Below are 26,368 nucleotides of genomic sequence, written 5' to 3' on the forward strand. Positions count from 1 at the left end.
TTTTTGAAATTACATGAAAACCACTAACGATTCATGAAACCAATCCTTACCTTCATTTATATCGACAAATTTGAAACTCTTTTCTTCCAAACTAATCCGACAAATCTTATCAATACTATCATCATCATTACTTCTAAAGCACACAACCTCATTATTCGCAATTGAGTAAGAGGCATATTCATAATAAAATTTCCCTTGAGGAAAATCAAGAAAAACTTCAGACTTTCCTGTTTCTAAATCAATCTTTAATAAGCTATATTTGTAGTGTTCCCCCTCACTAAGAACAAAAGCTTCATTATTTTCATTCAACATTACTCCATAAAAAAACCCACTGGGTTCAAGTGGAATTTCTTTCGTCTGTTTAGTTGAAAGATCTAAAACCATTAAGTTAGCAGCTCCATCACTTTCTTCTCCAACGACCAAAAGAATTTTATCTGTTCCAATAACTTTACAACTGGAAATAATATCATCTTTCACTTCTAATAACAATTCCTCTTCCCCCGATTGCAAATCATATCTGAATAACTGTGATTTTTTAATCGATTTTTCGTTCACTGAATCCCAATAATTCCAGCTTTTATTTACATATACATTACTCTCATTATCAGTTACAAGATTTACCCACTCTAACTCCATATCTGACTCAAATTCCTGTTCTATAATAGATTTTGTGTCAAGATTAATTCTCAATATTTTATATTTCTTAATATCCATTTCAGGACCTGCAATCAATAAAATTTCGTTGGTGTTTTTAAGGTAAGATAATGAAGAATACATATCTTCTTCCGACCAAGGTAGCTCCAACAAAACACTTTCAACACCTGTTTCCTGATTGATTTCTATAACATTATCGTACTGATTATCATAGTTTGATTTTAATACAAAAACTTTCTCTTCCAAGACTTTAAATACACCAAAATCAATTTTTTTTTCTTCGACTGCTACAGAAAGGATTCCTGTTTTAGCTTCTTTGGGAAGAATAAGCTTAAGCTGAGAAGCTGTCGCTTCTGCAACAGGAATAATCAGGTCATTCAATTTTACCAGGTTTTCTTCTTTTACAGTGCTGAATCCTTCACCTGTAATTATCAACTCATCGCCCGCTTTGGCTTCAGTAACATTAAGTTTTCCAGCTACCAAATCAATTGTATCATCACTATCGGAACAAGAGAGATTAAGTGCTCCTGCCAAGCACATCATTAAAAATAATTTTATTTTCATAAGTTTCTTTTGTAAAAGTTAAAAAGCCTATTCGTTTGAATAGACAATATTTTTCAAAACATTCACGAATGTAAAATATTTTACTTAACATTAGCAACTTAACAAGCCGAAATAATACTGTTTATAATAAATTTAAGAAATGATAAACATTACAATGCAGACACAACTATCTATTTAACAGGGAAATAGCTTCATCGTAGGAATGGGGAAGTTTTTTATTCAGGACTTTTCCATTTTTGTCAACCAGAAAGAATACCGGAATGGCCCGGGTAAATATCTCATCGTTCGGAAAAGTTTTCTCCAACAGAAACTGAATGCCTAAATTTTGAAATATGCCTTTATCGGGGCCTGTAAAATCGAGAAAATAGGAGTTTACCTGCAACGCATTATTTGAGACCAGAGAATCGACTTCTGCTTTATTTTTACTTGCTGCAATTAGTAGTATTTGATATTCGGAAGCATCAATAGTTTCTTGGAGCCGGGGAAGAGTTTCAGCCAAAGTCTTGCGGCAGCCACTGCACCAGGTGGTCCAAACATATACCAGGGTTTTATCCTTTTGGGAGATAAGATGAGTCAATTTCCCGGAATCAATCATCCTCCCTTTTTCGGCAGAATTTGAGCAGGAAAGTGTTGCAAATAATAGGCTGATAGCTAGTAAGTATCTCATGGAAGGTATTTTTATACCGTAGAAGATACAAATTTTATTATTCTCTCTTTATAATACCTTACGATAGCCTGAGCAGCTCTGAACCTTTTGGCTTATCAAAAATCCAATGCATAAATTTCCATACAATTACTAAAAATGAAGAATTTTATGACTTTGCTGCAAGCTCATTTTACATCACTATAAAAAGAAATTGCATCTTTCATTCATTCACTTATATTTGCTTAAATTTTAAAAACCAAAATTATGATTTCAGCTAACGCATACTTTAATGAAACTGTAAAATCGTTAGGTTACACAACTGCATCAGGAAAATCAACTGTTGGAGTTATGGAAGAAGGCGACTATGAATTTGGCACTTCGATGCACGAAACAATGACTGTTATTGAAGGTGAATTAATTGTATTACTTCCTAATGAAACAGAATGGAAATCGTACAAATCGGGTGAAACTTTTGAAGTTGAAGCAAATGCTTCCTTTCAAGTAAAATCGGTTGGACAAACTTCCTACTTGTGCCGGTATAAATAATCAATTTGCCGTGAAATTGGATTAACTTTTACTCAATCTTAAAAGTTAATCCAATTTGAAACGCATATTCCTTTTTATTTCAGTTACATTCCGGCTGCTTGTTAACATTTCAAGTAAATGGAAAGCCACATCGAGGCTTGTTGCCGGGCCTGTTGATGTAATGATGTTATTGTCTACAACCAACTGTTTTTCCTGAACCAAGGCTCCGAACCGGGCTAATTGCCTGCGTCTGGCACCTTCGTTTAAATCCCATGTTGTTGCTTTTCTATTTTTCAGAATTCCCGATTTTCCAATAGGCAGAGCAGCTACACAAATCGAGGCAATTGGCTTCCCTTTTTTATCAAATTCCCGAATTAAGCTAAGAAAACGTTCATCGTAAGCATCCTCAAAAAAACCAGCATCTCCAGCTCCTCCAGGAATAGCTAAAGCATCGAAATCATCCACATTTATTTGACCGAAAGGAATTTCAGGCTGTACAATCAAATTCCAATAACATTTTAGTACGGGACGCAAGCCTGTTGTGAGCATATCCACTTGTTCGAAACCACACTCCCTGCTCCAACCAAATACATCGGTAAAAGCACTGGCCTCGTAAGCTTCAAATCCTTGAGCCAAAAATAGGAGAACTTTTTTATTCATTGCTTATCAAATTATTTTGCTTTTATTTTTTAGTTTTTCTCTTTTTTTAATACAATATCAAGCAGTACATATTTAACAGAATATGATTCAGCTTGAGTTACTTTCTTTACTCTAATCTCATATTCCCATCCAGATTCATAATTGAAGTCTTCAATATCAACAAGTGCCATCCAACTATCCTTTCCTACCTCTTTTACACGTAGTGCGTCATAAATATTAGGAGCCGATTCATCTTCGGCCTCATATTCTTTTCGATATCTGGGTATAAACTTAATCGTCTCCGATGCTACAAAGAGTGTCATCTCTTCCTCTTTATCCTCAGTTATCACTTTTTCTTTTAACAGCAATTCACTTAGAATATATTTAATATCTGAAGCATCCTGAGGCGGTTCTGACATCCATATTTTTTTTGCCTTAAAGGTGTACCTATAACCCCTTTCATAATTAAAATCAACTAATCCTTCAACTAAAATGTTAGTCAAGTTGCGAATTTTCTCATTATCACTTTCAGAAAATAATAAAGGCTCAGTCAGATAAGTACTCAATATAGCTCCACCAAAACCAGTCTCTTCATAAATTGTAAATACAACCTCTTTCTCTCTGTCTTGTTCCTCTTTAGTAGCACAATTAATAAGCGTAATTGAAATAATAAATCCAAGTAATAAATTTAGTTTTTTCATTTTCTTAATTTTTATTATCGGTTAATATGCCTATTAGATGTTTACCAAGCTAAAGAGTTGCGTGTGGTCCGGTCGCAATTTCGCTTTGTGCTAAACTTTTTTTCTGAATTGTATTACTTTGTGGTTAAAATTTTAATTCAAAAAAAGGGGTGCGCAAATGCACTCCCCAATTAATCAGTCTTCAACTATTTTTCTATTTCAATTGATTTAAGAAATCGGTAACAGCTTTCCAATACTCTTCTCCGCCTTGCTGATTTTTCCACAAAGCACGGGAACCATGATGCCCGGCTCCTTCAGGAATAAACTGAACCTGTTTTCCAAGTAATTTATGCTTTGCGAGCAAATCGGTCACACTCTTGGCCTCGCTGTTCGAACTGGTTAGAAACATGGGCTTTGCAAAATTTTCTAATTTATCGACTAATGACCCTTTGGTTCCGGCCAGATAATTACCCGGACTAAAAGAGATTACTGCACTTACATCTTCCCGATCGGCAGCGATATACAATGCCAACGTTGAGGAATAGGAAGATCCCCACAAGATTACTTTCGAGGTGTATTCCTGAGTCAAATAATCGATAGCTGCAACAATGTCTGCTTCAGCATCCAGATAATCGACTCCTTTTGCCGCTTTAAGAGCTCTTAAATAGGTTTCGTTCTGAGTGTTACCAATTGGCCCGCCCGAACGCTGATCAATCGCCAGGCAGTTAAAACCCATCTCGTTTAATCGTTCGGCAACACCGGCATATTCAAATTTGTTGAATCGGGCCTGATGGCAAAGTAAAATAAACGGAGATGTCTCATCAATCTGATACAAGTGAGCGCTAATCATCAATGAATCCAAAGATTCAAACTCAACCAATTCAGGATATCCGGCTTGTTCCTGTATTTCGGAAACGGGTGTTTCAGCTTTTTTAGAAGCCGGATTGCATGATGCCAATACCAAGCTTAAAGCGAACAGTAGTAAGAGAATATTTTTCATCAATATTAAGTCTAGTGTTTTTACTAATAGATGATTAAATATAGGAATACCCTGATTGAAAATCAACGGGCATTCTTTTTCCGATTGTATTCATCTTCGTTCAATTGATTTCCGTTTTTACAAATTGGACAGTAGTGAATGTATCGCGTTTTTATTGGAAATACCGATATAAAGAACAAACTGGCATAAGTGGCATTCTTTTCCAATATCCATTTTGTTGTATTGTTGCAATGATAACAATGCTCTTGATTATGGCATTGCTGCTGTTCTATTGTTTTATCGTTGGCTCCGAAAATGAAGATCATGTGTCTTTGTGTTCTTTGTGATGATTTTTATGTCTTTCTTAATATCCCTAGCTTTCCTTTAAGGTAAACTCCTTATCCAAATCAATATCCTTCAAAAATGTCTCTTGCTGACTCGATGAAACTGAATTTCGGTAGTCCTGTAAAATAGATTTTAGTTCTACATATGTCTCGGTCTCCAAAACAGGAATCTTATCAGATCCTGTATTCTCCAAAATATCAATCACTTTATTTACCGACATGGTATTAATATCAAAAGCCGGATGGTATGCTATTTGTTTGTCTGTATCGGTTACTAATTCTGCTACCAATCGGGCATTTATCAAATCGAAAAGAATTTCCCGTACCAAACGGATAGGCATCTGTAATCGATGAGAAATATCCTGCGAAAGCATTGGCACCTGATCCTTTTTAAAATTATGGATAATTAAATGCAGAACATATATACTTAACAAGCGTTTGTAATCGTATGCTATTTCGGAGGTTTCTGTTTCGTACTCGTAATTTTCAACATTCTGCTCAGCAAACGAAATTTCTGCGCCCAACAAAACCACCAACCAACTCATCTGCAACCACATTAAAAATAGCGGCAAGGCGGCAAAACTACCGTAAACAGCATTATAGGTTGTAACCATCCCCTGAAACTCGATGTACAAAACCTGAAATAGTTGATAAATTGTACCGGCAATAACTCCCGCCAGCAATCCCGACTTAAATTTCACATGCGTATTCGGCATAAAAGTGTACAGCATGGTAAATAGGATCCATACCAAAAAATAAGGAGTTAAATTAATCAGAAAACTAAGATATGGCCCAACTGCCTCCATTAAAGTATTGCCTTGGGTTACCTGTTTAATCATGGTTTTTAAGAAAACTGTTGCTCCACTGGAGCCAATTAGTAAAATGGGTGCAAAAATCATGATCGCAGTGTAATCACTGAACCTGCGCCCCCAGGTTCTCCCCTTCTTTATTCGCCAAACATCGTTAAACGATTCCTCGATATTGGTTAAAACCTTTAATACCGACCAAAACAAGATGACAAATCCCAATCCCGCTACCAATGATCCTTTTGTATTGATCAGCATCTTGTTCGCAAACTCAATCAGCCAGTTCAAAACTTCTTCCTGACCGGAAAGATTCGCTATCAGCTCCTTCTCTAGCTTCTGTTCCAAATCGAATCCTTTGGCAATTCCAAAACCCATAGCCAAAACAGGCACCACTGATAAAATGGAATAAAAAGTTAAGGCAGATGCCCGCAATTGACATTTGTCTTCGTAAAAACCTTTAATAGCCAAAAGGTAAATTCGTAATTGCCGAATTAAAAAATAACGAGGTCCGGACAATTCTTTTAAGCGCATGTTCCATACTCCACGACTCAAAAAATTCATTACGATATCGAAATAATTACGAAGACTCTTCATTTCTTGCTTTTTATTAACTGATTTATGAGTTCGAATTTACATAAAAGGCAAAGATTTACCAATAATTTCAAAATCCTGCCATCTGATTGATTCAAAAAAAGCAAAAAATCTTTTTCTATTAAGAAATCATCTTCCCTTTTTTTAAGTTTGTAAGAACTAAGCTTACTTCTTATCTCTCATCATGAAAAAAGAAATTCTAATTATTGAAGATGACCTTTCCTTGCAAAAAATCTTAGCTGATTATCTTTCAGGTTGTGGATTTCAATGTACTTGTGTGGAGCTGATTAAGGATGGCAAATCTCTTTTCGATAAAAAGTTTTTCCATATTGTACTTCTTGATTTGGGACTTCCCGATGGTGAAGGATTGGATTGCATCTCTTTTATCAAATCAATTTGGTCCGATACAGGTGTGATCATCATTTCAGCCCGCGATAAGCTGGAAGACCGGGTTGATGGTCTAAATTTAGGTGCTGATGACTACTTAGTTAAACCATTTCATCTTTCAGAACTCAATGCAAGAATCAATGCGCTTTTGCGCAGAAACTTCCAAGCAGAAAATCAGCTGTTAAGCTTTGGCGAATTGGAAATTGATACTCGTTCCAATCAAGTGAAAATTAGGAACGAACAAGTAGATTTTAGCCGAAAAGAATTTGATTTGCTCCTGTATTTTATCGAAAACAAAAATAGAGTTCTTACTAAAGAGAGCTTGTTTGAACATGTGTGGGGCGAAAACCCGGTTTTTATGGATAACTCCGATTTTATTTACACGCACATCAACCGACTCCGGAAAAAAATCAAAAATTATACCGGAGAAAATTACATTAAAACTGTTCATGGCTTTGGCTATAAATTAGATAACCGCTAAAAAATGAAACTCTTAACTAAAATAAACAGATCCTATTTCAAATATGGTATTCTGGTATTTCTAATAGCTGATTTTGTTATCATTGCAATGAGCAATTACTTTTTAAAAGAAGAAATTGACCAGCAATTGCGTCTTGAAGCAACAGAAATTTTTGAAGTGCTAAAGGAAAAAGGAAAATTTCAGAGCATTTATCCTACGGATATAGTTACTCCCATTTCTTCCTCTGAAATTAGAGCTAATAGTAAGAAGGACACATTGATTTTGGACTTGTACCAGAATGAACTAACTCCCTATAGAGAATTCACAAGCTATCAATCCATTAATGAAAAACATTATCGAATTACAACACGGCAAATGCTGATGGAGTTCGATGACATTCTCACAATCTTCACCACCCTTATATCCAGTGTATTATTTTTAATTTTCATTGGCTTACTGCTGTTTACACATAGGTTGAATACCTCCCTTTGGAAAATTTTTAATGACAATGTTGAGAAAATAAAATTTTATTCCTTAACCCCTCCATCAAAATTGGAATTGACAGCTACCGGAATTGATGAATTTGACGCTTTAAACCAAGTGCTTTCGATGATGTCGAGCCGTTTGGAAAAGGATTACACAGCAACTAAGGAATTCTCCGCCAATGCTGCCCACGAATTTCAGACTCCTCTTGCTGTTATCCGAAATAAATGCGAAAACTTATTTTCAGACTCAAATTTAAATGAGAACACAATCAAAACAATACGGGAAATATACCTTTCTACAGATAAACTTTCAGGCATTACCAAAGCACTGCTCCTGCTTGCAAAAATTGACCACGGACAATTCAATGAGAGAGATCATGTTTCTTTGAATCAAATTTTCAACTATTGGATGAGTTCATTTCAGGATGTAATACAAGATAGAAACTTACTGGTTACGATTTCTGCTGCGGACAATTGCCAATTGCTAATGGACAAAAGGTTAGCGAACCTTTTGATCCAAAATATTTTTGTAAATGCCATAAAACACAGTAAGAATGGTGAAGAAATATCGATTTATCTAGCTAAAGATTATTTTACAATCACCAATTCAGGCGAACAAGCCATTAACCAACCCGAGATGATCTTTAATCGGTTTTACACGGAAAGCCAAAATATTGGATCAACAGGAATTGGTTTGGCTATTGTGAAAAAAATAGCAGACCATTACAAAATTAATATCGATTATTCATTTAAGGATTTTAAACACTTATTTACATTCAAATTACAGAATTGTTAGCTTTTTGTTAGAATCAGGTTGTTTTTTTGACTCGTATTAATTTAATAAAATATGAAGTTCAAAAATATCCTGCGTAGTCGATTTGGTGGTCTTGTACTGTTTGGTTTTATTTTCCTTGCCATTTCTTTTCTGATCCGAACAATTCTTTTAATTACTGATTTCCAGAATGTAGATCTAAACTTTATTCGGTTTGTTCAAATTTACAGCATAGGCTTATTTTACGATCTGGTTGCCATTTCCTATTTTATCATTCCTTTTACATTCTATTTGCTTTTAATTCCTGATAAAATATTTAACTCCAAAATCCATCGCTGGATTTCTTATGTATTTTTTATTGTAACTATTGGAATTCTTGTTTTTTCGGGAATTGGAGAATGGTTTTTTTGGGAAGAATTTAGCGTGCGATACAACTTTATTGCTGTTGACTATCTGGTTTACACCCACGAAGTTATTTCCAATATTCGGGAGTCCTATCCAATGCCTGCTATTCTATTAGGTATGTTATTGGTTTCAGGAGGAATTTTTGCTCTTGTTAAAAAGAATTTCGACCATAGTGTCAATTCAGAATCCCGATTCGTTAAACGTCTTACTACATGTGTTATTTTGTGGATGTTCCCACTTGCAGCATTCTACACAATCAATAAAAGCTCAGCAGAAATTACCGAAAACACTTATTCCAATGAGTTGGCTCACAATGGAATCTATCAAATTTTCTCGGCCTTTCGAAACAACGAACTGAATTACAATTCCTTTTATCAATCAATCGATGATAAAGAGGCTTTTACAAACCTTCGAAAGTTGATAAAAACCTCAAACAGTGAATTTACAAGTGAGAATATTTTTGATGTAAGCCGAAAAATTACTTATCCGGGCGAAGATCAGAAGTACAATGTAATGCTGATCACCGTTGAAAGTTTGAGTGGTTCTTTTTTCACCCGATTCGGAGGAAAAGACAATATTACACCCAACATGGATACAATTGCTCAGAAATCGCTTTTTTTCACCAATTTTTACGCAACAGGTACACGTACAGTTCGTGGAATGGAAGCACTGACTCTCTCCTTACCGCCAACACCGGGGTTTTCGATTGTTAAACGTCCAAAAAACGAAGGCATGTTTACCCTTGGAAATATATTAAGCTCAAAAGGTTATAACTCAAACTTTATTTATGCCGGAAACGGTTATTTTGATAATATGAACTATTTCTTTGGAAACAACGGATACAATGTTGTTGATCGAAAAAACTTCCTGGACAGTGAAATTACATTTGAAAATGCCTGGGGTGTTTGCGACGAAGACCTGTTTGCGAAAGCATGTCAGGTGGCCGACAGTAGTTATAAGGCAGGAAAACCTTTTCATAATTTTATCATGACAACATCCAATCATCGTCCATATACGTATCCTGATTCAAAAATTGATATTCCATCACATACAGGAAGAAACGGTGCTGTTAAGTATACTGACTTTGCCATTGCTAAATTTCTTCGCGAAGCAAAAAATCACGAATGGTTCAAGAAAACTATTTTTGTGATTGTTGCAGACCATTGTGCTTCAAGTGCAGGAAAAACATCTCTTCCGGTAAATAAATATCACATTCCGCTTATTATTTACGCTCCAAATATTATTCAGCCATCCGAAAACAATACACTGGCCTCTCAAATTGATTTTGCTCCGACTATTCTGGGGCTTTTAAATATGGATTACACCTCCAAATTTTTTGGCAAAGATATTCTTTTAGAAAACCCAAACCGGGCATTAATCGGCACTTATCAGAAAATTGGTTTGTTACAAAACGATCAGCTAATCGTTCAATTGCCTGTAAAACGAACCGAATCCTTTAAAATATCCGGAGAAGAACAAGACGCGGAACAAATTAATCCGACCGAATTAAAGGATGCAATTACTTACTATCAAACAGCCAGTTATCTTTTTCACAATAAAAAATATTCTTTTAAAGACTAAAAAACCTTATACACAAAATTGGCGTTGTTCTGCAAAACTAATTTTGAAACACCTTAAAAAGGCTAAATAAAAATGAATGGATTCCCTAATAATACAACCTCTGTGGTTGTATTATCAGCTCCTAAATTTAAGAATGTCCCGTTTCCTCTTTTTAAGTCTCGGCAAAAATTTCACTTTTACAAGTAAAGAAACCATCCCGTCCTGTTATATTTTTACTTATTTCAATCAAAAAGTACACATTCAATTCATATCTTTGAAAAATTTATATTTAGAAAAAGTGTATTATTTGTATTGTTATTTGTTTGGCAATGCTTATAACCACTACCAATTCGTTAAACCAAACTTAATGAGCCAGCAAGAAAAAGAATTCGAATTAACGATCATTGTTCCCGTTTTTAACGAGGAAGATAACATGCAGCGTGTAAAAGAGGAATTTACAGCCTATTTTGCCAGTTCAAAATATGCCTCAAAAGTACTTTTTGTGAACGATGGTTCATCTGATGGAAGTCAAAAAATGATTGAGGAGATTTGTAAGATTTCTGATCGTTTTTCTTATTTGGAATTGAATAAAAATCATGGTTTAAGTGCCGCCATTAAAGCTGGTTTTGATAACACAACAACACCATTTGTTGGCTACATCGATTCGGATCTTCAAACAACACCTTTCGACTTTGATTTGTTGATGGAACATCGAAATGAATTTGCTTTGGTAACCGGTGTTCGTCAAAACCGCAAAGACAGCTTTGTAAAAAACATGAGCTCAAAAATTGCAAATGGATTTCGCCGTTACATGACTAAGGATACCGCTGAAGATACTGGTTGCCCCTTAAAAATAATGAAAACAGAATACGCTAAAAAAATGCCTTTCTTTACAGGAATGCACCGTTTTATACCAGCCTTAATCATGCTGCAGGAAGGTGAAATAAAACAAATTCCGGTACGTCATTTCCCACGGATTGCGGGCGAAGCCAAATACCATCTTTTCAACCGTTTGGTTGGCCCTTTTAAAGATTGTTTCGCTTATCGCTGGATGAAAAAACGTTACATTAATTACGAAGTTATTTCTCGTAACTAATGGATAGCATTTATATTTACGCCATTGGTTTTTTTGCACAAGCTCTGTTTTCAGCACGGTTAATTGTGCAGTGGGTGAAATCTGAAAAAGCCGGAAAAGCCTTATCCCCGGTATTATTTTGGCAAATCAGTATTTTAGCTTCGTGGATGCTGTTTATTTACGGCTTGCTGCGCGATGATTTTGCCATTATTATGGGACAGGTGATTGCTTATTCCATTTACATCCGAAATCTGCACATTCAGAACAATTGGAAAACCTTGCCAATGTTAACGAGGCTAATTGCCATAATAACTCCTGTTGTTGTTTTATCCTTCATGCTTAAAAACTGGGGATATCACTACCAGCAATTATTTAAGAACGATGATATTCCAACTCTTCTTTTAATTTGGGGTGTGGCAGGACAAATTACCTTTACTTTCCATTTTGTTTACCAATGGATCTACTCTGAACGCAAAGGAGAATCGGTACTTCCTATGGGCTTTTGGGTGATCAGCATCATCGGATCCATCATGATCTTATCCTATGCTCTTTACCGAAAAGATCCTGTTCTTTTTCTTGGTCAGGGTTTTGGGATGTTGGTTTACTGCAGAAACATAGTACTTATTCGAAAACAATCTCACAAGTTAAATCACTAAACTCAGATTAAAATGATTCAACGATATCTGTTTGAGAACAAAACTTCTGTTCATATTTTATTTTTATTAGTGGTTTGCTACTTTGCATTCTTCTTTGCCAACAGTAGTTTTTTTGTGAATATCATGGAAGCACGAAACTTTGTGACTGCCCGTGAAATGATTGAAAAAGGAAATTGGCTGGTGCCTACAATGAATGGCGAATTACGATTGGCTAAACCACCTCTTCCAACATGGATTACAGCAGTATTTGGAAGCTGGTTTGGAATCGAAAATATAAGCATGCTTCGATTTCCTGCTGCAATGGTTAGCTCCATCATGGTGATTTTGATGTATTTTTTCACTATCTCATTAAATAAAAACAGAATAGCCGCTTTGTGCAATAGTCTTGTCTTGGCATCAAGTTTCTATATCGTGTATATGGGAAGAACAGGAACCTGGGATATTTACTGTCATAGTTTTATGCTTGGTGCTATTCTCTTTTTACACAAAGCCTGGAAAACTGAAGATAAAAATTGGGGGTTATTTGCAGCAGCAGGTATCTTTTGGGGTTTATCTTTCTTAAGTAAAGGACCTGTCGCATTTTTTGCCGTTCTAATTCCATTTTTAATCGCCTATTCGTGGGTATACAAAGGAAAAGTAATTCTACAAAAATGGCAGCCGCTTTTATTAGCCATTGGAATATTTATTGTGATCAGCTTTTGGTGGCCTGCTTTTATCTCTCTGGTTCACGCTGATGAAGCTGCCGCAATTGCTAAGCTGGAATCCGGTTCCTGGATGAACCGCCATGTCCGTCCGTTTTATTACTATTGGAATTTCCCTATTCAATCAGGAATCTGGACATTAATTATTTTCTCTGCATTGATTTTTCCTTATGCCTTTAAACGATTCGAAGCAAAAAAAGAATACAAATTTGCACTGATCTGGACCATCACGTCTGTTGTCTTACTTTCTTTAATTCCGGAAAAAAAAGACAGGTACCTGCTTCCAGTATTGATCCCAAGTGCTTTATTGGCTGGTCAATTGATTCAACACTTATTTCAGGTTTTCAAAAACGAAACGGCCGACAAATGGGATAAGCTCATTTGGGGAGCTAACCTCTGGTTAATTGCCATTGTTGCTCTTGTAATGCCTGTTGGAGTTTTCATCTTTTTCTATCAGGATCAACAAATATCCTTGCTGACATTTATTCTCTTTTCTCTTCTTTCCGAAGGAATCTTTCTGTTATTGCTGATGGCATGGAAAAACAAAAACATTCTAAACTTTGTTTTTGGAATGATTTGTCTGATGGCAATTACTGAAGTGTTTATAATTCCAAACACCAGTAACTTACAAAACCGAAATCATAAATTTAAAAATATCCGTGAAGCCCGAAACATAGAATCAATAAAAGACTTAAATCTATACAGTATTGGGAAAGAGGAATTTAGAATTGAATTGGTTTGGGAAATAGGACGAGAAGTAAAGTCGTGGAATACCGAAGAATTGAATGAATTTCCTAAAGAAAAATCATTTGTTGTCTTCTCCTCTGAAAATCCAAAGGAATTGTTCTCCGACTTACAACTTCAAAATATGGAGTTTGAAACATTAGATTATTACGACTACAATCGTCAACCCAAAGGAAACAAACGGTACTTTCAAAAGTACATGACTCTTATTAAGGTCCTTCAATAAATACTATTAGTTAAAAAAACCTAAGATTTCAGGCGAAAAAAGCCATCTTTCATGATTATAGAATAGCTTTGTTTTTACTTGTAAGTTAATTCTTCAATTGTTGAAGATCATTGATCTGTATTTATCCAATTTTGATCCACACTTTTGAATCAAAATAAAAAACAAGTCAGAAGTATATGCAAACTGTAGAGAATAAATTAAAAAGAACCATTCTTGTAACCGGATGTGCTGGTTTTATTGGGTCTCATCTTTCAGAAAAATTACTATTACTGGGATATAAGGTTATTGGCATCGATAATTTCGACACTTTTTATCCGAAAAAAGTGAAAGAAGAAAATTTAAACGCTTTTCTTCAAAATTCCTCTTTTGCATTTTACGAACTGGATTTACGGATTGATTCGAGTCTGGATCGTATCGAAGATCGGATTGATTTGGTGGTGCATTTGGCAGGTAAAGCAGGAGTCCGACCTTCCATTGAAGATCCGCAGGGATACATCGACAGCAACATTACAGCGACCAGAAACGTATTGGATTTTATGAGAAAAAAGGGAATTAAAAAGCTGGCTTTTGCTTCCTCCTCATCGGTTTACGGCAACAACAAAGAGGTTCCTTTTTCGGAAAATCACAATGTTGACCGGGCCATTTCGCCTTATGCTTTTTCCAAAAAATCCTGCGAAGTTTTAAACCACAGCTACCATCATTTGTACGATTTGGATATCATTAACATGAGATTTTTCACTGTTTTTGGTCCTCGTCAGCGTCCCGATTTAGCCATTCATAAATTTCTGAAATTGTTCCGAAATGAACAGCCGATTCCAATGTTTGGAGATGGTTCAACGGCAAGAGATTATACTTTCGTTGATGATACTGTGGAAGGAATTGTAAAAAGCTGCAGCTATCTATTCAATCACGAACAGGTTTTTGAAACCATAAACCTGGGCAACAGCTACCCTATACTTCTTCGCGACATGATTGCGATTATCGCAAAAAATGCGAAATGTGAACCGCAAATCAATCATCTGCCAATGCAGGCAGGAGATGTTGAACAAACTTATGCTGACATTTCCCGTGCAAAAGAACTGATTGACTACAATCCACAAGTTAGTTTCGAAGAAGGAATTAAACGTTTTATAACTTGGTTCGACAATCAATAAGAATCATCTATATTGAGTTAAAACATAAAAAAGAGACTCCAAATCAATTGAAGTCTCTTTTCATATTTTTTCTGATTCACAATCAGAATTATAACATTCCTTTTATTTCATCTTCGAAATCTTCAGGAGCAACATTTGGTTCAATTCGTTTTACCACTTTTCCATTTCTATCGATAATAAATTTGGTGAAATTCCATTTGATCCCGTTTCCTTCATAAATCTCAGGAAATTTTTCACTGATAAATCCCTTGAATTTTTGTCCCGATTCTGAATCATCAAAACCTAAAAACGGTTTTTCTTCAGTCAGCATTTTATAAAGAGGATGAGCATTTTCCCCACGAACTTCAATTTTCTCGAACATTGGAAAGCTTACGCCATAGTTTTTCTCACAAAAAGCAGCAATTTCTTCCGATGTTCCAGGCTCTTGTTCCAGAAACTGATTGCTCGGAAATCCTAAAATTACGAATCCCTGGTCTTTGTATTTCTGATACATTGCTTCCAAACCTTTGTATTGTGGCGTTAAACCGCATTTACTTGCCGTATTAACAACCAAAACAACTTTTCCTTTATACTGATTCAAATCAACTTCCTCACCAGTTAAAGAGGCTATTTTAAAGCCATACAATCCTTCTTTCATACATTTCTCTTTTTTACAACAGTCTTTTTTACAATCTTTCTTTGTCTCTGTTTGTGCTATTGTCTGATAAGACATCAAACCTACAGCAAATATTAGCAGTAAGGCAATTTTTTTCATTTCGACTATTTTTATCGTTTGTGTTTGTTTTGCATTTCGAAAAAATCCATTCCAATTTGTATCGCATGCGATACAAATATATGCTTTTATTTTTAATTGTTTTAAATAAGCGTGTTAAATATCTGTTAACTGATTAAAATAATTCAAGCCATCCGTTGAATCACTTCTTTGGCCACCCATTCCGGAGTAATATCTACCATACATTGCTGGTAAACCTTTTGTTTGCACTTCCCTGAGCCATCTTTTGTGCATGGCCGGCATTTCATATCCACTTCGAGGGTTTTGATTTGTTCTCCCGTGGTAAATCCAAATGCAGTTGGCCCCATTAAAGATAAAGCAGGAATACCAAACTTATCTGCAGCATGCAAAAAACCAGTATCACCGGAAATTACCAAGTTCGATTTCTGAACCAAATAACAGGATTCCAGTAAATTGGTTTTTCCGCTAAGGTTCAGAACTCTTTCTTTTGCTGCAGCCTCAATCTCTTCACAAAAAACGTCATCAGGTCCGGCTAAAATTACAAAATGATAATCCGGCAATTGCTGCACCAACTTTTGCCAATGAGAGACAGGCCAACGTTTCATCATCCAGGCTGCAGAAGGAACCAAAGTGACCAATTTGGATGGTTCCCCCTTTAAATTTGAAAAAACCTTATCCTCCATTTTCATCTTTAACTCCTCAGGAAAATACCAATTGGCATTGACTTTTGAATAATCGGTTAAGCCCCATTTCTCAAGAGGTTTTCGGTACGAAAGCATTCCTTTAAAAGGCATTGGAAAACGATCAATACCTAACTTAAATAACAAAATTCTTTTGATTCGATCTTTGCTTCGCATAGTATACTTAGATCCAATACCAAACCAACGTTTCCATCTCGGCACCAATACTGTTTTCAGCACAATCGACCGAATATTGCTGTGAGCATCATAAACGAAATCAAATTTTTCCTTTTTAAGCTCTTTTGCCTGCTTTATAAGACCTTTAAATCCCTGTCCTCTATCAAATCCCCAAACTTTGCAGATACGCTGATCCATCGCTAAAAAGGAAGACATGTCTTTTCTTGCAATCCAATGAATCTCAGCATCCGGATAATGGTTTAAAATACCATCCACAGTTGTCATACACTGAATAATATCACCTATGGAAGAGAAACGAATAATCAGGAATTTTTTAGGCATTTTTTCTAGTATCTGGTACGGAGTAAATAGACTATTTACAGCTTTTGTTTAAACAATTATAGTCACAAAAATAGCAAGAGTAGTTAGGAAATCCACAATGTTGACAATAAATAAAGAGACTTTAGAAATTCTAAAGTCTCTTTATATAAATTGTATAAAATATAAGTACTGATTACTATTGTACTATATATTGCTTTAAATTTTCTCTAGTTATCTGCCAATACTGAAATTACATTTTTCTTACATTCAACAATACCTCCGTTGACTTCAAAGAAAATTTCAACACCTCCAACAGGTTTTAGTTTAATCGTTCCTTTCTCCAGACTAGAAACAATTGGAGCATGGTTTTTCAATATTTCAAAAGATCCGTTTTTTCCTGGTAGCTGAACCAATTCAACTTCTCCGGAATACAGACACTTCTCAGGCGTAACAATTTCCAAATGCATAATTAAAAATTCTAAATTACAAGCACTTACACTTCAAGTATTTTAGGTGTCTTTTTATTCTTTTTCAGATTCTGCCAACAATTTTTCACCTTTTTCAATGGCTTGTTCTATTGTACCAACAAGGTTAAAGGCAGCTTCCGGATATTGATCAACTTCACCATCCATAATCATGTTAAAGCCTTTAATAGTATCCTCAATAGAAACCAAACATCCTTTTAAGCCGGTAAATTGTTCGGCAACGTGGAATGGCTGCGATAAAAATCGTTGAACACGACGAGCACGATGTACCACTAATTTATCCTCTTCGGAAAGCTCTTCCATACCTAAAATTGCAATGATATCCTGCAATTCTTTGTAACGCTGCAAAATCTCTTTTACATCTGTAGCACATTTATAGTGAGCTTCACCAACAACGTCTATTGAAAGAATACGGGAAGTAGAATCCAATGGATCTACAGCCGGATAAATTCCTAGCTCAGCAATTTTACGATTCAATACAGTTGTTGCATCCAAGTGGGCAAATGTTGTAGCCGGAGCAGGGTCAGTTAAATCATCCGCAGGAACGTAAACCGCCTGAACAGATGTAATCGAACCTCTTTTTGTTGAGGTAATTCTCTCCTGCATCACCCCCATCTCTGTTGACAGGGTTGGCTGATATCCTACTGCAGAAGGCATACGCCCAAGCAAAGCCGAAACCTCAGAACCTGCCTGAGTAAAACGGAAAATATTATCTACAAAGAACAGAATATCACGTCCACCTGATTTTTCATCCCCGTCACGCAAACTTTCTGCAACAGTTAATCCGGAAAGAGCAACACGGGCACGTGCCCCTGGTGGTTCATTCATCTGACCAAAAACAAGCGATACCTGAGAGTTATCCAAGGCTTCTTTATCAACTAAAGAAAGATCCCATCCTCCCTTTTCCATATCTTTTTCAAACGCTTCGCCGTATTGAATAACCCTTGATTCGATCATTTCACGAAGCAAGTCATTTCCTTCACGGGTACGTTCGCCAACACCGGCAAATACAGATAAACCGTCTTGACCAATGGCAATGTTATTTATTAATTCCTGAATCAATACTGTTTTACCAACCCCGGCACCTCCAAATAAACCAATTTTACCACCTTTTGCGTATGGTTCAATAAGGTCAATTACCTTAATACCTGTATAAAAAACTTCTGACTCAGTACTCAACTGATCGAATGCCGGAGGAGTCCTGTGAATAGTATATCCACCTTCCTTACTGACAGAACCAATTCCATCAATGGTTTCTCCAACCACATTTAGTAATCTACCTTTTATTTTATCTCCAGGAGGCATCATAATAGGCGAACCTGTTGCAATTACATCCATTCCCCGACGTAAACCGTCAGTTGAATCCATTGCTATGGCACGAACAGTATTCTCACCAATGTGTTGCTGACACTCAACAACCAAATTTTTACCATTTTCAATCACGACCTCTAAAGAATCGTAAATTTCAGGAAGTTTAGTTCCTTCCTTATCAAAACTTACATCGATAACAGGTCCGATAACCTGTGCAATTTTGCCTGTATTTTGTGACATTTACATTTTTTTTTTGGATCATTAATATCGCGTGACAACAAATTTAAAATTTTTTGTCAATAAAGGAGACTCTTATCTGAATTTTTAACATTCTTAAACGGAACGATTTACTAATCCTTTAACCAGTGAATAAAGTTCCTTTTTCTTTTCGGCCTCAACATCAACTTTATCGAGGTATTCAAGACATAAAGCAAAATAATCTTCAATTTTATTCTGCGAATATTCACGAACATTTAACTGCTCATAAATAGCCCTTACAGCCATTATTTTTTCTTCCGGATTAAAAAATTTCGTTGTAATCCAAGACTTTAATTCTTCTTCAATATCTCCCGAAGCTGTTTCCAGGGCTTTAATTAAAAGAAAGGTTTTCTTATTGGATAGGATATCACCACCAATTTTCTTTCCAAAAACAGCCTCATCACCAAAAACATCTAAAAGATCGTCCTGAAGTTGAAATGCCATACCTAAATTCATACCAAAATGATATAATAATTCCGCATCTTTTGAGCTGGCATCGCCCATTATTGCGCCCATTTTTAGACTTCCGCCTAATAGAACAGCTGTTTTCAACCGAATCATATTTAAATATTCTTCAATCTTAACATCATTTCTATCTTCAAATTCCATGTCGAACTGCTGTCCTTCACAAACTTCCAATGCTGTTTGATTGAACACAGTAAGAACATCCCGCAGGTATTTGTCTTCGCAGGAACCAATATACTGATATGCCTTAATGGACATAGCATCACCAGAAAGAATGGCTACGTTACTGTTCCATTTTTCGTGTACAGTTTTCTTACTTCTGCGTATTGGAGCGTTGTCCATTACATCATCATGCAAGAGTGTAAAATTGTGAAACACTTCTATTCCGATGGCAGGCAAACAAACTTTTGAAAGATCATCCTTGTATAAATTAGCACTCAGCAGGACTAAAATTGGACGAAGCCGCTTCCCTCCAATGCCTAATATATATTTCATTGGCTCGAAAAGGCCTTCCGGCGGAGCCGAAAACTCCAATCCATCAATCTCTTTATCAATGATTTCCTGAAGATCATTAAAACTATACATGATTTACAATCAATTTTTAGTGTGTATTTTTAAACAGTTCACTAAAATATAAAAAAATCAATTCACAAGGCTTTCTTTTTCCTCTTTGTTTTCACTTGGTGCAATTCTAAGATCATCGAGCTCAATATCTTCCTCTTCATCGAAAATTTGAAGCAGTGGTTCTTTAAACGATCGGTTGGTAATAAACTTCTCAAGCGTGAGCAACAATGACGGCAACAAAATTAAGTTGGAGAGCATCGCTGAAAGTAAAGTTACGGACACTAATACCCCCAGAGAAACAGTTCCTCCAAAATCAGATAAGGCAAAAATACCAAAACCAAAAAACAAAATAATAGAGGTATACATCATACTCTGACCTGTTTCGCGAAGGGCAAGAACAACAGATGATCGGATACTCCAATTGGTTGCTTTCAATTCTTGCCGGTATTTTGCCAAATAGTGAATTGTATCGTCAACAGAAATACCAAATGCGATACTAAACACCAATATGGTTGATGCTTTAATGGGAATACCGAAAAAGCCCATTAACGCAGCTGTAATTATCAATGGCAAAAGGTTTGGCAGCAAAGCAACCACAACCATTCTTTTGGAAGAAAACATCCACGCCATGAATGAAGCAATAAGAAAAATTGCCAAAGCAAGACTTATAAATAAATTCTTTACCAGATATTTATTTCCTTTAAAAAAGATAATACTGGATCCAGTTACATTAACGGTATACTGATCTTCAGGAAAAATATTACTTACATGAGCAAGAATTCTTTGTTCCATTTCTTCCATTCTGGTAGTTCCAATATCCTTCATTCGAAAGCTCATTCGGGTAATTGACTGAGTCGAATCCACGAAAGTACTGAACAACTTGGAATCATCACCGGTATCGGCTTTAGCCAAATAGGACATAATCACATTTCGAGTCTGGTTACTAGGCAAATCGTAGTATTTTTCTTTGCCATTGAAATACGCCTGATTGGCAAATTTTGCCGCCTCAACAATCGAAACGGATGATGATATTTCCGGATATGATTTTAACGTATCGTTAAGAGCATTTAATCGTTTTAAGGTTGATAATTTTAAAATGCCTGCCTTTTTCTTAGTTTCTACCATCACTTCCAAAGGCATTATTCCATCCATGTTCTTTTCTAAGAACTTTAAATCCTGAAATATTACATTGTCATGTGGCAGGTCATCAACCATATAACCGGTACTTTTCATTTTGCTGATTCCAAAAATGCCTAGGACAAGCAAAACAAAACTTAGCGTATAAACTACAGTCCGTCTGTTCAATACAATCTTTACTAATTTACCCACAAACCATACTGTCATTTTATTTTCCAAATGACTTGTCGCTTTTTGATCCGGAGGATTTAAAAAACTAAAAATGATAGGAATTAGTAGTAAAGAAAGGACAAAAACCACCATGATATTTAAGGCCGCAATCACCCCAAATTCTTTTAATATCTGACTGGAAGTCACAATAAAAGTAGCAAAACCTGATGCTGTAGTAAGATTGGTTAAAAAGGTTGCATTCCCAATTTTTGATACCACACGTTGCAAGGCTTTTATCTTGTTATTGTGGCGAATGTACTCTCCATGGTATTTATTGATCAGAAAAACGGAATTCGGAATTCCGATCACCACTAGTAATGGCGGTAACATAGCGGTAAGTAAAGTAATTTTGTAATCGAACAAGACCATGGATCCCACGGCCCAGATGACACTCAAACCTACAACCAACATACAGAAGAAAACCACTTTAAAAGAGCGGAAAAACATAAATAAAATAATCGCAGTGACTAAAAGAGAAAGGTAAATGAACATGTTCATCTCCTTTTTAATCATTTGTGCAGTAACTACCCGAATATAAGGAAGTCCTGAGTATTTCATTTCTAAATTGTACTTGGCTGTAAAACGGTCGGTAATTTCCCGAACCTTAACAACCATTGGCTCACGCGCTTTCGAATTAATTATTCGTGCGTTCACCGTAATTCCCATCAAAAATGTATGAGATTCTTTATTAATTAAGCTCCCTTGATAAAATGGCAATGACTCGGCAATAAGAGCAAGACTATCTAATTCTTCCTGCGAACTTAATTTCTTTGGGAATATTGATTGAAATTCAAATCTCTTGGCTTCACTGTTTTTGTTGATATTGTAGGTATGTGCGATGGAAACCACTGCATCAATTCCATCCAAAGCTTTCAAACTATCTCCTAAGGAAATCCAATCGTTAAATTTCTCCAGTTCATAAAAGTCAGGATCCTGAACCGCAAAAAACATTACATTTCCCTCTTGTCCAAAAGTGTTTTTAAAACGCTCGTATTCAACAGATGCAGGGTCATCATCAGGAAGGAGTGCCGCATACTGATAGGACATCTCCACAAATTGAGCTTTGTACCCCATAAATATTGTGATAAGTCCAATTATCACCAAAAGTAAAATTCTATTCCTAAGAATTAATCCTGCAATTCTGTTCCACATACTATTATCCTGCTAAAGAGATATCGGTTTTATTTTAGATTCCGGCGAAAATACGACTTATAATCATTTTATCAAAAGATGATGATTGTACGGAATCCCAATACGCATCTGTTGGTGGTATCAAGATTTAAAATTATATAAATTCATTGAAACCATCTGGTTTTTAACAAATTAATTGCCAAACACAAATGCATTTTAGTTGTTTATATCTCAATTATTCACCCATTTCATTAAAAAATGAGTACTACCCGCAATTTCCCGGCCACAATGCACCACACAATCAACTAATTATCAACCCAATTGGCAAGCGTTAAAAATCTATAAAAAATCCCATTGTTTTTTTATTGTAATATTTTTATAAGCTTATTTTTACTTTTTCTTAATACTCAATTAACACGATAAAAAATTAGAGGTTTTGCAAATATCTTCTATTTTTGCGGCCTTAACAGCTACTAATCTATTGAAAAACAAATAAACTAAATAAGTTATGAATTACGGATTGGCCGATATTTTAACGCTTATAGGATCTTTAGGCTTATTCCTTTATGGAATGAAATTGATGAGTGAGGCTCTTCAACAAGTTGCCGGAGACAAGATGCGAACCATTCTCGCAGCAATGACTTCCAATCGATTTAAAGGGGTAATGACCGGAGTGTTGATTACGGCCCTTATTCAGTCGTCATCAGCAACTACTGTAATGGTGGTTAGCTTTGTAAATGCCGGTTTGTTATCGCTGGTTGAATCGATAGGAGTGATTATGGGTGCCAATATCGGTACTACGGTTACTGCCTGGTTAATCTCCCTGTTGGGGTTTAAGGTTAGCATGAGTGCAATTTCTTTGCCCTTAATAGGTTTAGGTCTTCCATTCCTGTTTTCAAAAAACCGCACAAAAAAGAATTGGGGTGAATTGATTATGGGATTTGCTTTGCTTTTTATTGGCTTGCAATTTCTTAAAACCTCAATGCCTGATATCAAAAATAATCCTGAGATTCTAAATTTCCTGACTAGTTATACAGACATGGGATTTGCTTCTACCTTACTGTTTTTGGCTATTGGAACGCTTCTTACTATTTTAATTCAATCATCATCGGCCACCATGGCACTTACCCTTGTAATGTGTAATAGTGGGTGGATTAGTTTCGAAATGGCTGCTGCAATGGTATTGGGAGAAAATATTGGGACTACCATTACAGCAAATCTTGCCGCAATGATTGCCAATACTTCAGCTAAAAGAGCTGCAAGAGCCCATCTAATATTTAATACTTTTGGTGTTATGTGGATGCTGGTCGCTCTGCCATTTTTCTTAAAAACGGTAGCTTGGGTTAACATGACTATTCTTGGTGGCGGAGATCCCTTCACAAGCACTGTTGCCGTACCTATTTCGTTGTCATTATTTCATACCGGATTTAATATCCTGAATGTTGTTATCCTGATTTGGTTTGCCAATTTTATAGTAAAAGTAGTTACCAAACTGGTTCCTGTTCGGGAAGATGTAGAAGAAGAATTCAAACTTCAGCACATTAAAACAGGAACTCTTTCAACTCCTGAAGCATCATTATTTTTGGCAAAAAAAGAAATAAGTGCTTACGTAAAAAGCACGAAGAAAATGTTTAGCTATACCAAGCAGGCGTTTAACGAAACCAATGATAAAACTTTCAATAAACTTTTCGAGAAAATTGATAAAAGAGAAGATGAGAGTGATGATATGGAAGTAGAAATTGCCAACTTTCTTGCCAAGGTTTCTGAAACCAGACTAAGTTCTGAAAACTCGGAAAGGGTTCGTGCTTATTTTAAAATGGTAAGTGATATTGAAAGTGTTGGTGACTCGATCTTAAATCTTGCCAAAGCTATGAAGAGGAAACGTGAACAAAAAGCTTGGTTTCCTCAGGAATTAAGAGACAACATCAATAATATGTTCGCCTTGGTTGACGAAGCTCTTGATTTGATGCACGAAAACACTAAAAAAGAATTTACGGAAGTAAAAATCAAAAAAGCCTGGGAAACTGAGCGTGAAATAAATGATTACAGAACTTTACTGAAAACTGAACATTTAAACAATGTAGAGGAACATAAATACAAATATCAGGCTGGTATTATTTACAACGATATGTTCTCGGAATGTGAAAAAATAGGTGATTTCTGTATTAATGTAAGTGAAGCCCTAAATGATATCAAAGAATAATCGGCTGTTGGCACTTTAGTCGCCGGCTTTTAGAATACAAAAAAATCCTCATCCCAATGGATGAGGATTTTTTTGTATTGTTTCACCATCTGAGCAAGCCGGCAGATCATAGGGATTATGGGTTTTAGATTACTAAAACATTATCCCTCTAAATCTTACTCTTGTATCAAAACCTCGATTAATTTAATAGAATCGGAAATGCACTTCGAACAAACATTCTTTTTTAAGTCCAAATCTTGAAATTCCTTCTCCCCTTTTTCTGTTGTAAAATCACAATTTAAAAGGATCTTACAGTCAAGTGAGCCATACAAAGCTGCAAAATCAACCGTAAACTTTTGGATCATTTCATTGGTTGCATTTCTTGCATCAATATTTTCTACGTGCCTCTTGGCATTATAAATACCCAATACCATAAAGGAACCAGTAACAGCTCCGCAGGTTTTTTGCATTTTTCCCATTCCGCCGCCAAAACCATTCGATACGGCTAAAGCCATGTCTAAATCAAATCTTAAATGATCAGTATAAGCGGTAATAACAGACTGGGCGCAATTCATCCCATTGTAAAACGAATGAATGGCTTTTTCTTCATGTTCTTTCATGTAAATTAATCTTTCGGTTATTTTATTGAAAACTTAATTCTTATCCATTTTAAGTAGAAAAAAAGCCCACCCTAAGGTGAGCTTGCAGCATTTATTAATCGTTTAAATATGGTCTTTAAAATGGCATTAATTAGCCAAAGCATTAGCTCCGGATACAATCTCCAAAATTTCGTTGGTAATTGCTGCCTGACGAGCTTTGTTGTAGGTCAGATTCAGATCCTGAATTAAATCAGAAGCATTATCTGTTGCCTTGTGCATTGCTGTCATTCTGGCTCCGTGCTCGGATGCAAAGGAATCCAGCATTGCCTTAAAAAATTGTGTTCTTAAAGATCTTGGAATCAATTCCGCTAAAATTTCTTCCTGATTTGGTTCAAAAATATATTCTGTCTTACTGTTCATATCCTCTTCAGGTTGAACAACAGGCAAAAACTGTTCGGTTTTTAAAATTTGCACTCCCGCATTTTTAAACTGATTGTAAACTAATTCTACTCTGTCATATTTTCCTTCTACAAACTCCCTCATAACCAAAGAAGCAATAGCCGACACACTTTCAAAGTTCAAATTATCGTACACATGATTGTGTTCTCCAACAACATTAAAATACTTACGAAGAATTTCCCATCCTTGCTTTCCGATTGCCAATATGTGAAGTGAACCTTGCTGGTTTTGTTCAGCGTAAGTAGTCTCAGCCAAGATAGTAACCTGCTTAATTACATTTGCATTAAATCCACCACATAAGCCCTTATTGGAAGTTATCACAACCAATAAAACCTTTTCAGGCTTTCTCGCCACACCGTATAAATTATCATCAGAATTAGTCAAACTTCCAGTTAGGTTCGATAAAATCTCATGAAGCTTAGCCGCGAATGGACGAATTTGCAGGATAGCATCCTGAGCCTTTTTTAATTTGGCAGCAGAAACCATTTTCATCGCTGCAGTAACCTGTTTGGTTTTCTGAACCGACGAAATACGAGTACGAATTTCTTTTAAATTAGCCATCTATTCTAATTAACAATGATCAATTAATGTTTAATGAGTATC

The 26,368-nt window shown here is 35.8% G+C and carries 24 protein-coding genes; 9 read left to right on the forward strand and 15 right to left on the reverse strand.

From position 1 onward, the window contains the following. Positions 1-9: 9 nt before the first annotated feature. Positions 10-1,218 carry a hypothetical protein gene (locus ACKU4N_RS00480; RefSeq protein WP_321319634.1) on the reverse strand — a complete coding sequence of 403 codons (1,209 nt, stop codon included), beginning with the start codon at positions 1,216-1,218 and terminating at the stop codon, positions 10-12. A 166-nt stretch (positions 1,219-1,384) separates the two neighbouring features. Then, positions 1,385-1,885 carry a TlpA family protein disulfide reductase gene (locus ACKU4N_RS00485; protein WP_321319636.1) on the reverse strand — a complete coding sequence of 167 codons (501 nt, stop codon included), beginning with the start codon at positions 1,883-1,885 and terminating at the stop codon, positions 1,385-1,387. A gap of 243 nt (positions 1,886-2,128) precedes the next feature. Here ACKU4N_RS00485 and ACKU4N_RS00490 point away from each other — a divergent pair, with 243 nt between their 5' ends. Continuing rightward, entirely contained in the window at positions 2,129-2,410 is a 282-nt protein-coding gene (locus tag ACKU4N_RS00490; RefSeq protein ID WP_321319638.1) for a pyrimidine/purine nucleoside phosphorylase, read from the forward strand. Between the two features lie 45 nt (positions 2,411-2,455). Here the strand turns inward: ACKU4N_RS00490 and ACKU4N_RS00495 are convergent, their stop codons facing one another. The 5 genes from ACKU4N_RS00495 to ACKU4N_RS00515 all read right to left on the reverse strand — a co-directional run bounded on the left by ACKU4N_RS00495 (position 2,456) and on the right by ACKU4N_RS00515 (position 6,431). Then, positions 2,456-3,049 carry a DJ-1/PfpI family protein gene (locus ACKU4N_RS00495; RefSeq protein WP_321319640.1) on the reverse strand — a complete coding sequence of 198 codons (594 nt, stop codon included), beginning with the start codon at positions 3,047-3,049 and terminating at the stop codon, positions 2,456-2,458. Positions 3,050-3,078: 29 nt separating this feature from the next. Then, positions 3,079-3,729 (reverse strand): DUF4377 domain-containing protein, encoded by a 651-nt coding sequence (locus tag ACKU4N_RS00500; protein ID WP_321319642.1) that lies wholly within the window; start codon positions 3,727-3,729, stop codon positions 3,079-3,081. A 193-nt stretch (positions 3,730-3,922) separates the two neighbouring features. Beyond that, positions 3,923-4,708, reverse strand: coding sequence for an alpha/beta hydrolase (locus ACKU4N_RS00505; RefSeq protein ID WP_321319643.1), 786 nt, complete (start codon positions 4,706-4,708; stop codon positions 3,923-3,925). A gap of 62 nt (positions 4,709-4,770) precedes the next feature. After that, complete coding sequence (locus ACKU4N_RS00510; RefSeq protein WP_124993365.1) at positions 4,771-5,013, reverse strand: zinc-ribbon domain-containing protein; 243 nt, start codon at positions 5,011-5,013, stop codon at positions 4,771-4,773. Between the two features lie 47 nt (positions 5,014-5,060). Next, positions 5,061-6,431: a YihY/virulence factor BrkB family protein gene (locus ACKU4N_RS00515; RefSeq protein ID WP_321319644.1), complete on the reverse strand. Its 1,371-nt coding sequence runs from the start codon at positions 6,429-6,431 to the stop codon at positions 5,061-5,063. Positions 6,432-6,612: 181 nt separating this feature from the next. On the opposite strand from ACKU4N_RS00515, the gene ACKU4N_RS00520 reads away from it, so the two are divergent. From ACKU4N_RS00520 to ACKU4N_RS00550, 7 genes are all read left to right on the forward strand, one after another. Beyond that, positions 6,613-7,296: a response regulator transcription factor gene (locus ACKU4N_RS00520; protein WP_321319645.1), complete on the forward strand. Its 684-nt coding sequence runs from the start codon at positions 6,613-6,615 to the stop codon at positions 7,294-7,296. A 3-nt stretch (positions 7,297-7,299) separates the two neighbouring features. Then, the gene (locus ACKU4N_RS00525; protein WP_321319646.1) at positions 7,300-8,556 is read left to right on the forward strand and encodes a sensor histidine kinase; all 1,257 of its coding nucleotides are present in this window, start codon (positions 7,300-7,302) and stop codon (positions 8,554-8,556) included. Between the two features lie 51 nt (positions 8,557-8,607). Next, complete coding sequence (locus tag ACKU4N_RS00530; protein WP_321319647.1) at positions 8,608-10,518, forward strand: LTA synthase family protein; 1,911 nt, start codon at positions 8,608-8,610, stop codon at positions 10,516-10,518. A gap of 346 nt (positions 10,519-10,864) precedes the next feature. Beyond that, on the forward strand, positions 10,865-11,593 hold the full coding sequence (locus ACKU4N_RS00535) for a glycosyltransferase (protein WP_321319648.1): 729 nt from the start codon (positions 10,865-10,867) through the stop codon (positions 11,591-11,593). Beyond that, on the forward strand, positions 11,593-12,228 hold the full coding sequence (locus ACKU4N_RS00540) for a lipid-A-disaccharide synthase N-terminal domain-containing protein (RefSeq protein ID WP_321319650.1): 636 nt from the start codon (positions 11,593-11,595) through the stop codon (positions 12,226-12,228). The genes ACKU4N_RS00535 and ACKU4N_RS00540 overlap by 1 nt, the downstream gene beginning before the upstream one ends. A gap of 12 nt (positions 12,229-12,240) precedes the next feature. Then, the gene (locus ACKU4N_RS00545; protein ID WP_321319652.1) at positions 12,241-13,899 is read left to right on the forward strand and encodes an ArnT family glycosyltransferase; all 1,659 of its coding nucleotides are present in this window, start codon (positions 12,241-12,243) and stop codon (positions 13,897-13,899) included. A 176-nt stretch (positions 13,900-14,075) separates the two neighbouring features. Next, positions 14,076-15,053, forward strand: a complete 978-nt coding sequence (locus ACKU4N_RS00550) for a GDP-mannose 4,6-dehydratase (RefSeq protein WP_321319654.1) — start codon at positions 14,076-14,078, stop codon at positions 15,051-15,053. A gap of 88 nt (positions 15,054-15,141) precedes the next feature. Here the strand turns inward: ACKU4N_RS00550 and ACKU4N_RS00555 are convergent, their stop codons facing one another. The 6 genes from ACKU4N_RS00555 to ACKU4N_RS00580 form a co-directional block, all read right to left on the reverse strand. Continuing rightward, a complete protein-coding gene (locus ACKU4N_RS00555; protein WP_321322755.1) occupies positions 15,142-15,690 on the reverse strand; it encodes a glutathione peroxidase in 549 nt (182 codons plus the stop codon). A gap of 260 nt (positions 15,691-15,950) precedes the next feature. After that, complete coding sequence (locus tag ACKU4N_RS00560) at positions 15,951-16,985, reverse strand: glycosyltransferase family 9 protein (RefSeq protein ID WP_321319656.1); 1,035 nt, start codon at positions 16,983-16,985, stop codon at positions 15,951-15,953. Between the two features lie 206 nt (positions 16,986-17,191). After that, on the reverse strand, positions 17,192-17,431 hold the full coding sequence (atpC, locus tag ACKU4N_RS00565; protein ID WP_321319658.1) for an ATP synthase F1 subunit epsilon: 240 nt from the start codon (positions 17,429-17,431) through the stop codon (positions 17,192-17,194). Between the two features lie 54 nt (positions 17,432-17,485). Continuing rightward, on the reverse strand, positions 17,486-19,000 hold the full coding sequence (gene atpD / locus ACKU4N_RS00570; protein ID WP_321319660.1) for a F0F1 ATP synthase subunit beta: 1,515 nt from the start codon (positions 18,998-19,000) through the stop codon (positions 17,486-17,488). Positions 19,001-19,093: 93 nt separating this feature from the next. Continuing rightward, entirely contained in the window at positions 19,094-20,068 is a 975-nt protein-coding gene (locus ACKU4N_RS00575) for a polyprenyl synthetase family protein (RefSeq protein WP_321319662.1), read from the reverse strand. 57 nt (positions 20,069-20,125) lie between these two features. Continuing rightward, the gene (locus tag ACKU4N_RS00580) at positions 20,126-22,546 is read right to left on the reverse strand and encodes an efflux RND transporter permease subunit (protein ID WP_321319664.1); all 2,421 of its coding nucleotides are present in this window, start codon (positions 22,544-22,546) and stop codon (positions 20,126-20,128) included. A 487-nt stretch (positions 22,547-23,033) separates the two neighbouring features. On the opposite strand from ACKU4N_RS00580, the gene ACKU4N_RS00585 reads away from it, so the two are divergent. Then, complete coding sequence (locus tag ACKU4N_RS00585; RefSeq protein ID WP_321319665.1) at positions 23,034-24,728, forward strand: Na/Pi cotransporter family protein; 1,695 nt, start codon at positions 23,034-23,036, stop codon at positions 24,726-24,728. Between the two features lie 155 nt (positions 24,729-24,883). Here the strand turns inward: ACKU4N_RS00585 and ACKU4N_RS00590 are convergent, their stop codons facing one another. Together ACKU4N_RS00590 and atpG are read right to left on the reverse strand one after the other, a co-directional pair. After that, entirely contained in the window at positions 24,884-25,327 is a 444-nt protein-coding gene (locus ACKU4N_RS00590; RefSeq protein ID WP_321319666.1) for a C-GCAxxG-C-C family protein, read from the reverse strand. Between the two features lie 126 nt (positions 25,328-25,453). Further along, on the reverse strand, positions 25,454-26,326 hold the full coding sequence (gene atpG, locus ACKU4N_RS00595) for an ATP synthase F1 subunit gamma (RefSeq protein ID WP_321319667.1): 873 nt from the start codon (positions 26,324-26,326) through the stop codon (positions 25,454-25,456). Between the last annotated feature and the right edge of the window lie 42 nt (positions 26,327-26,368).

The sequence above is a fragment of the Labilibaculum sp. genome, assembly GCF_963664555.1.
Taxonomy (GTDB): Bacteria; Bacteroidota; Bacteroidia; order Bacteroidales; family Marinifilaceae; genus Labilibaculum.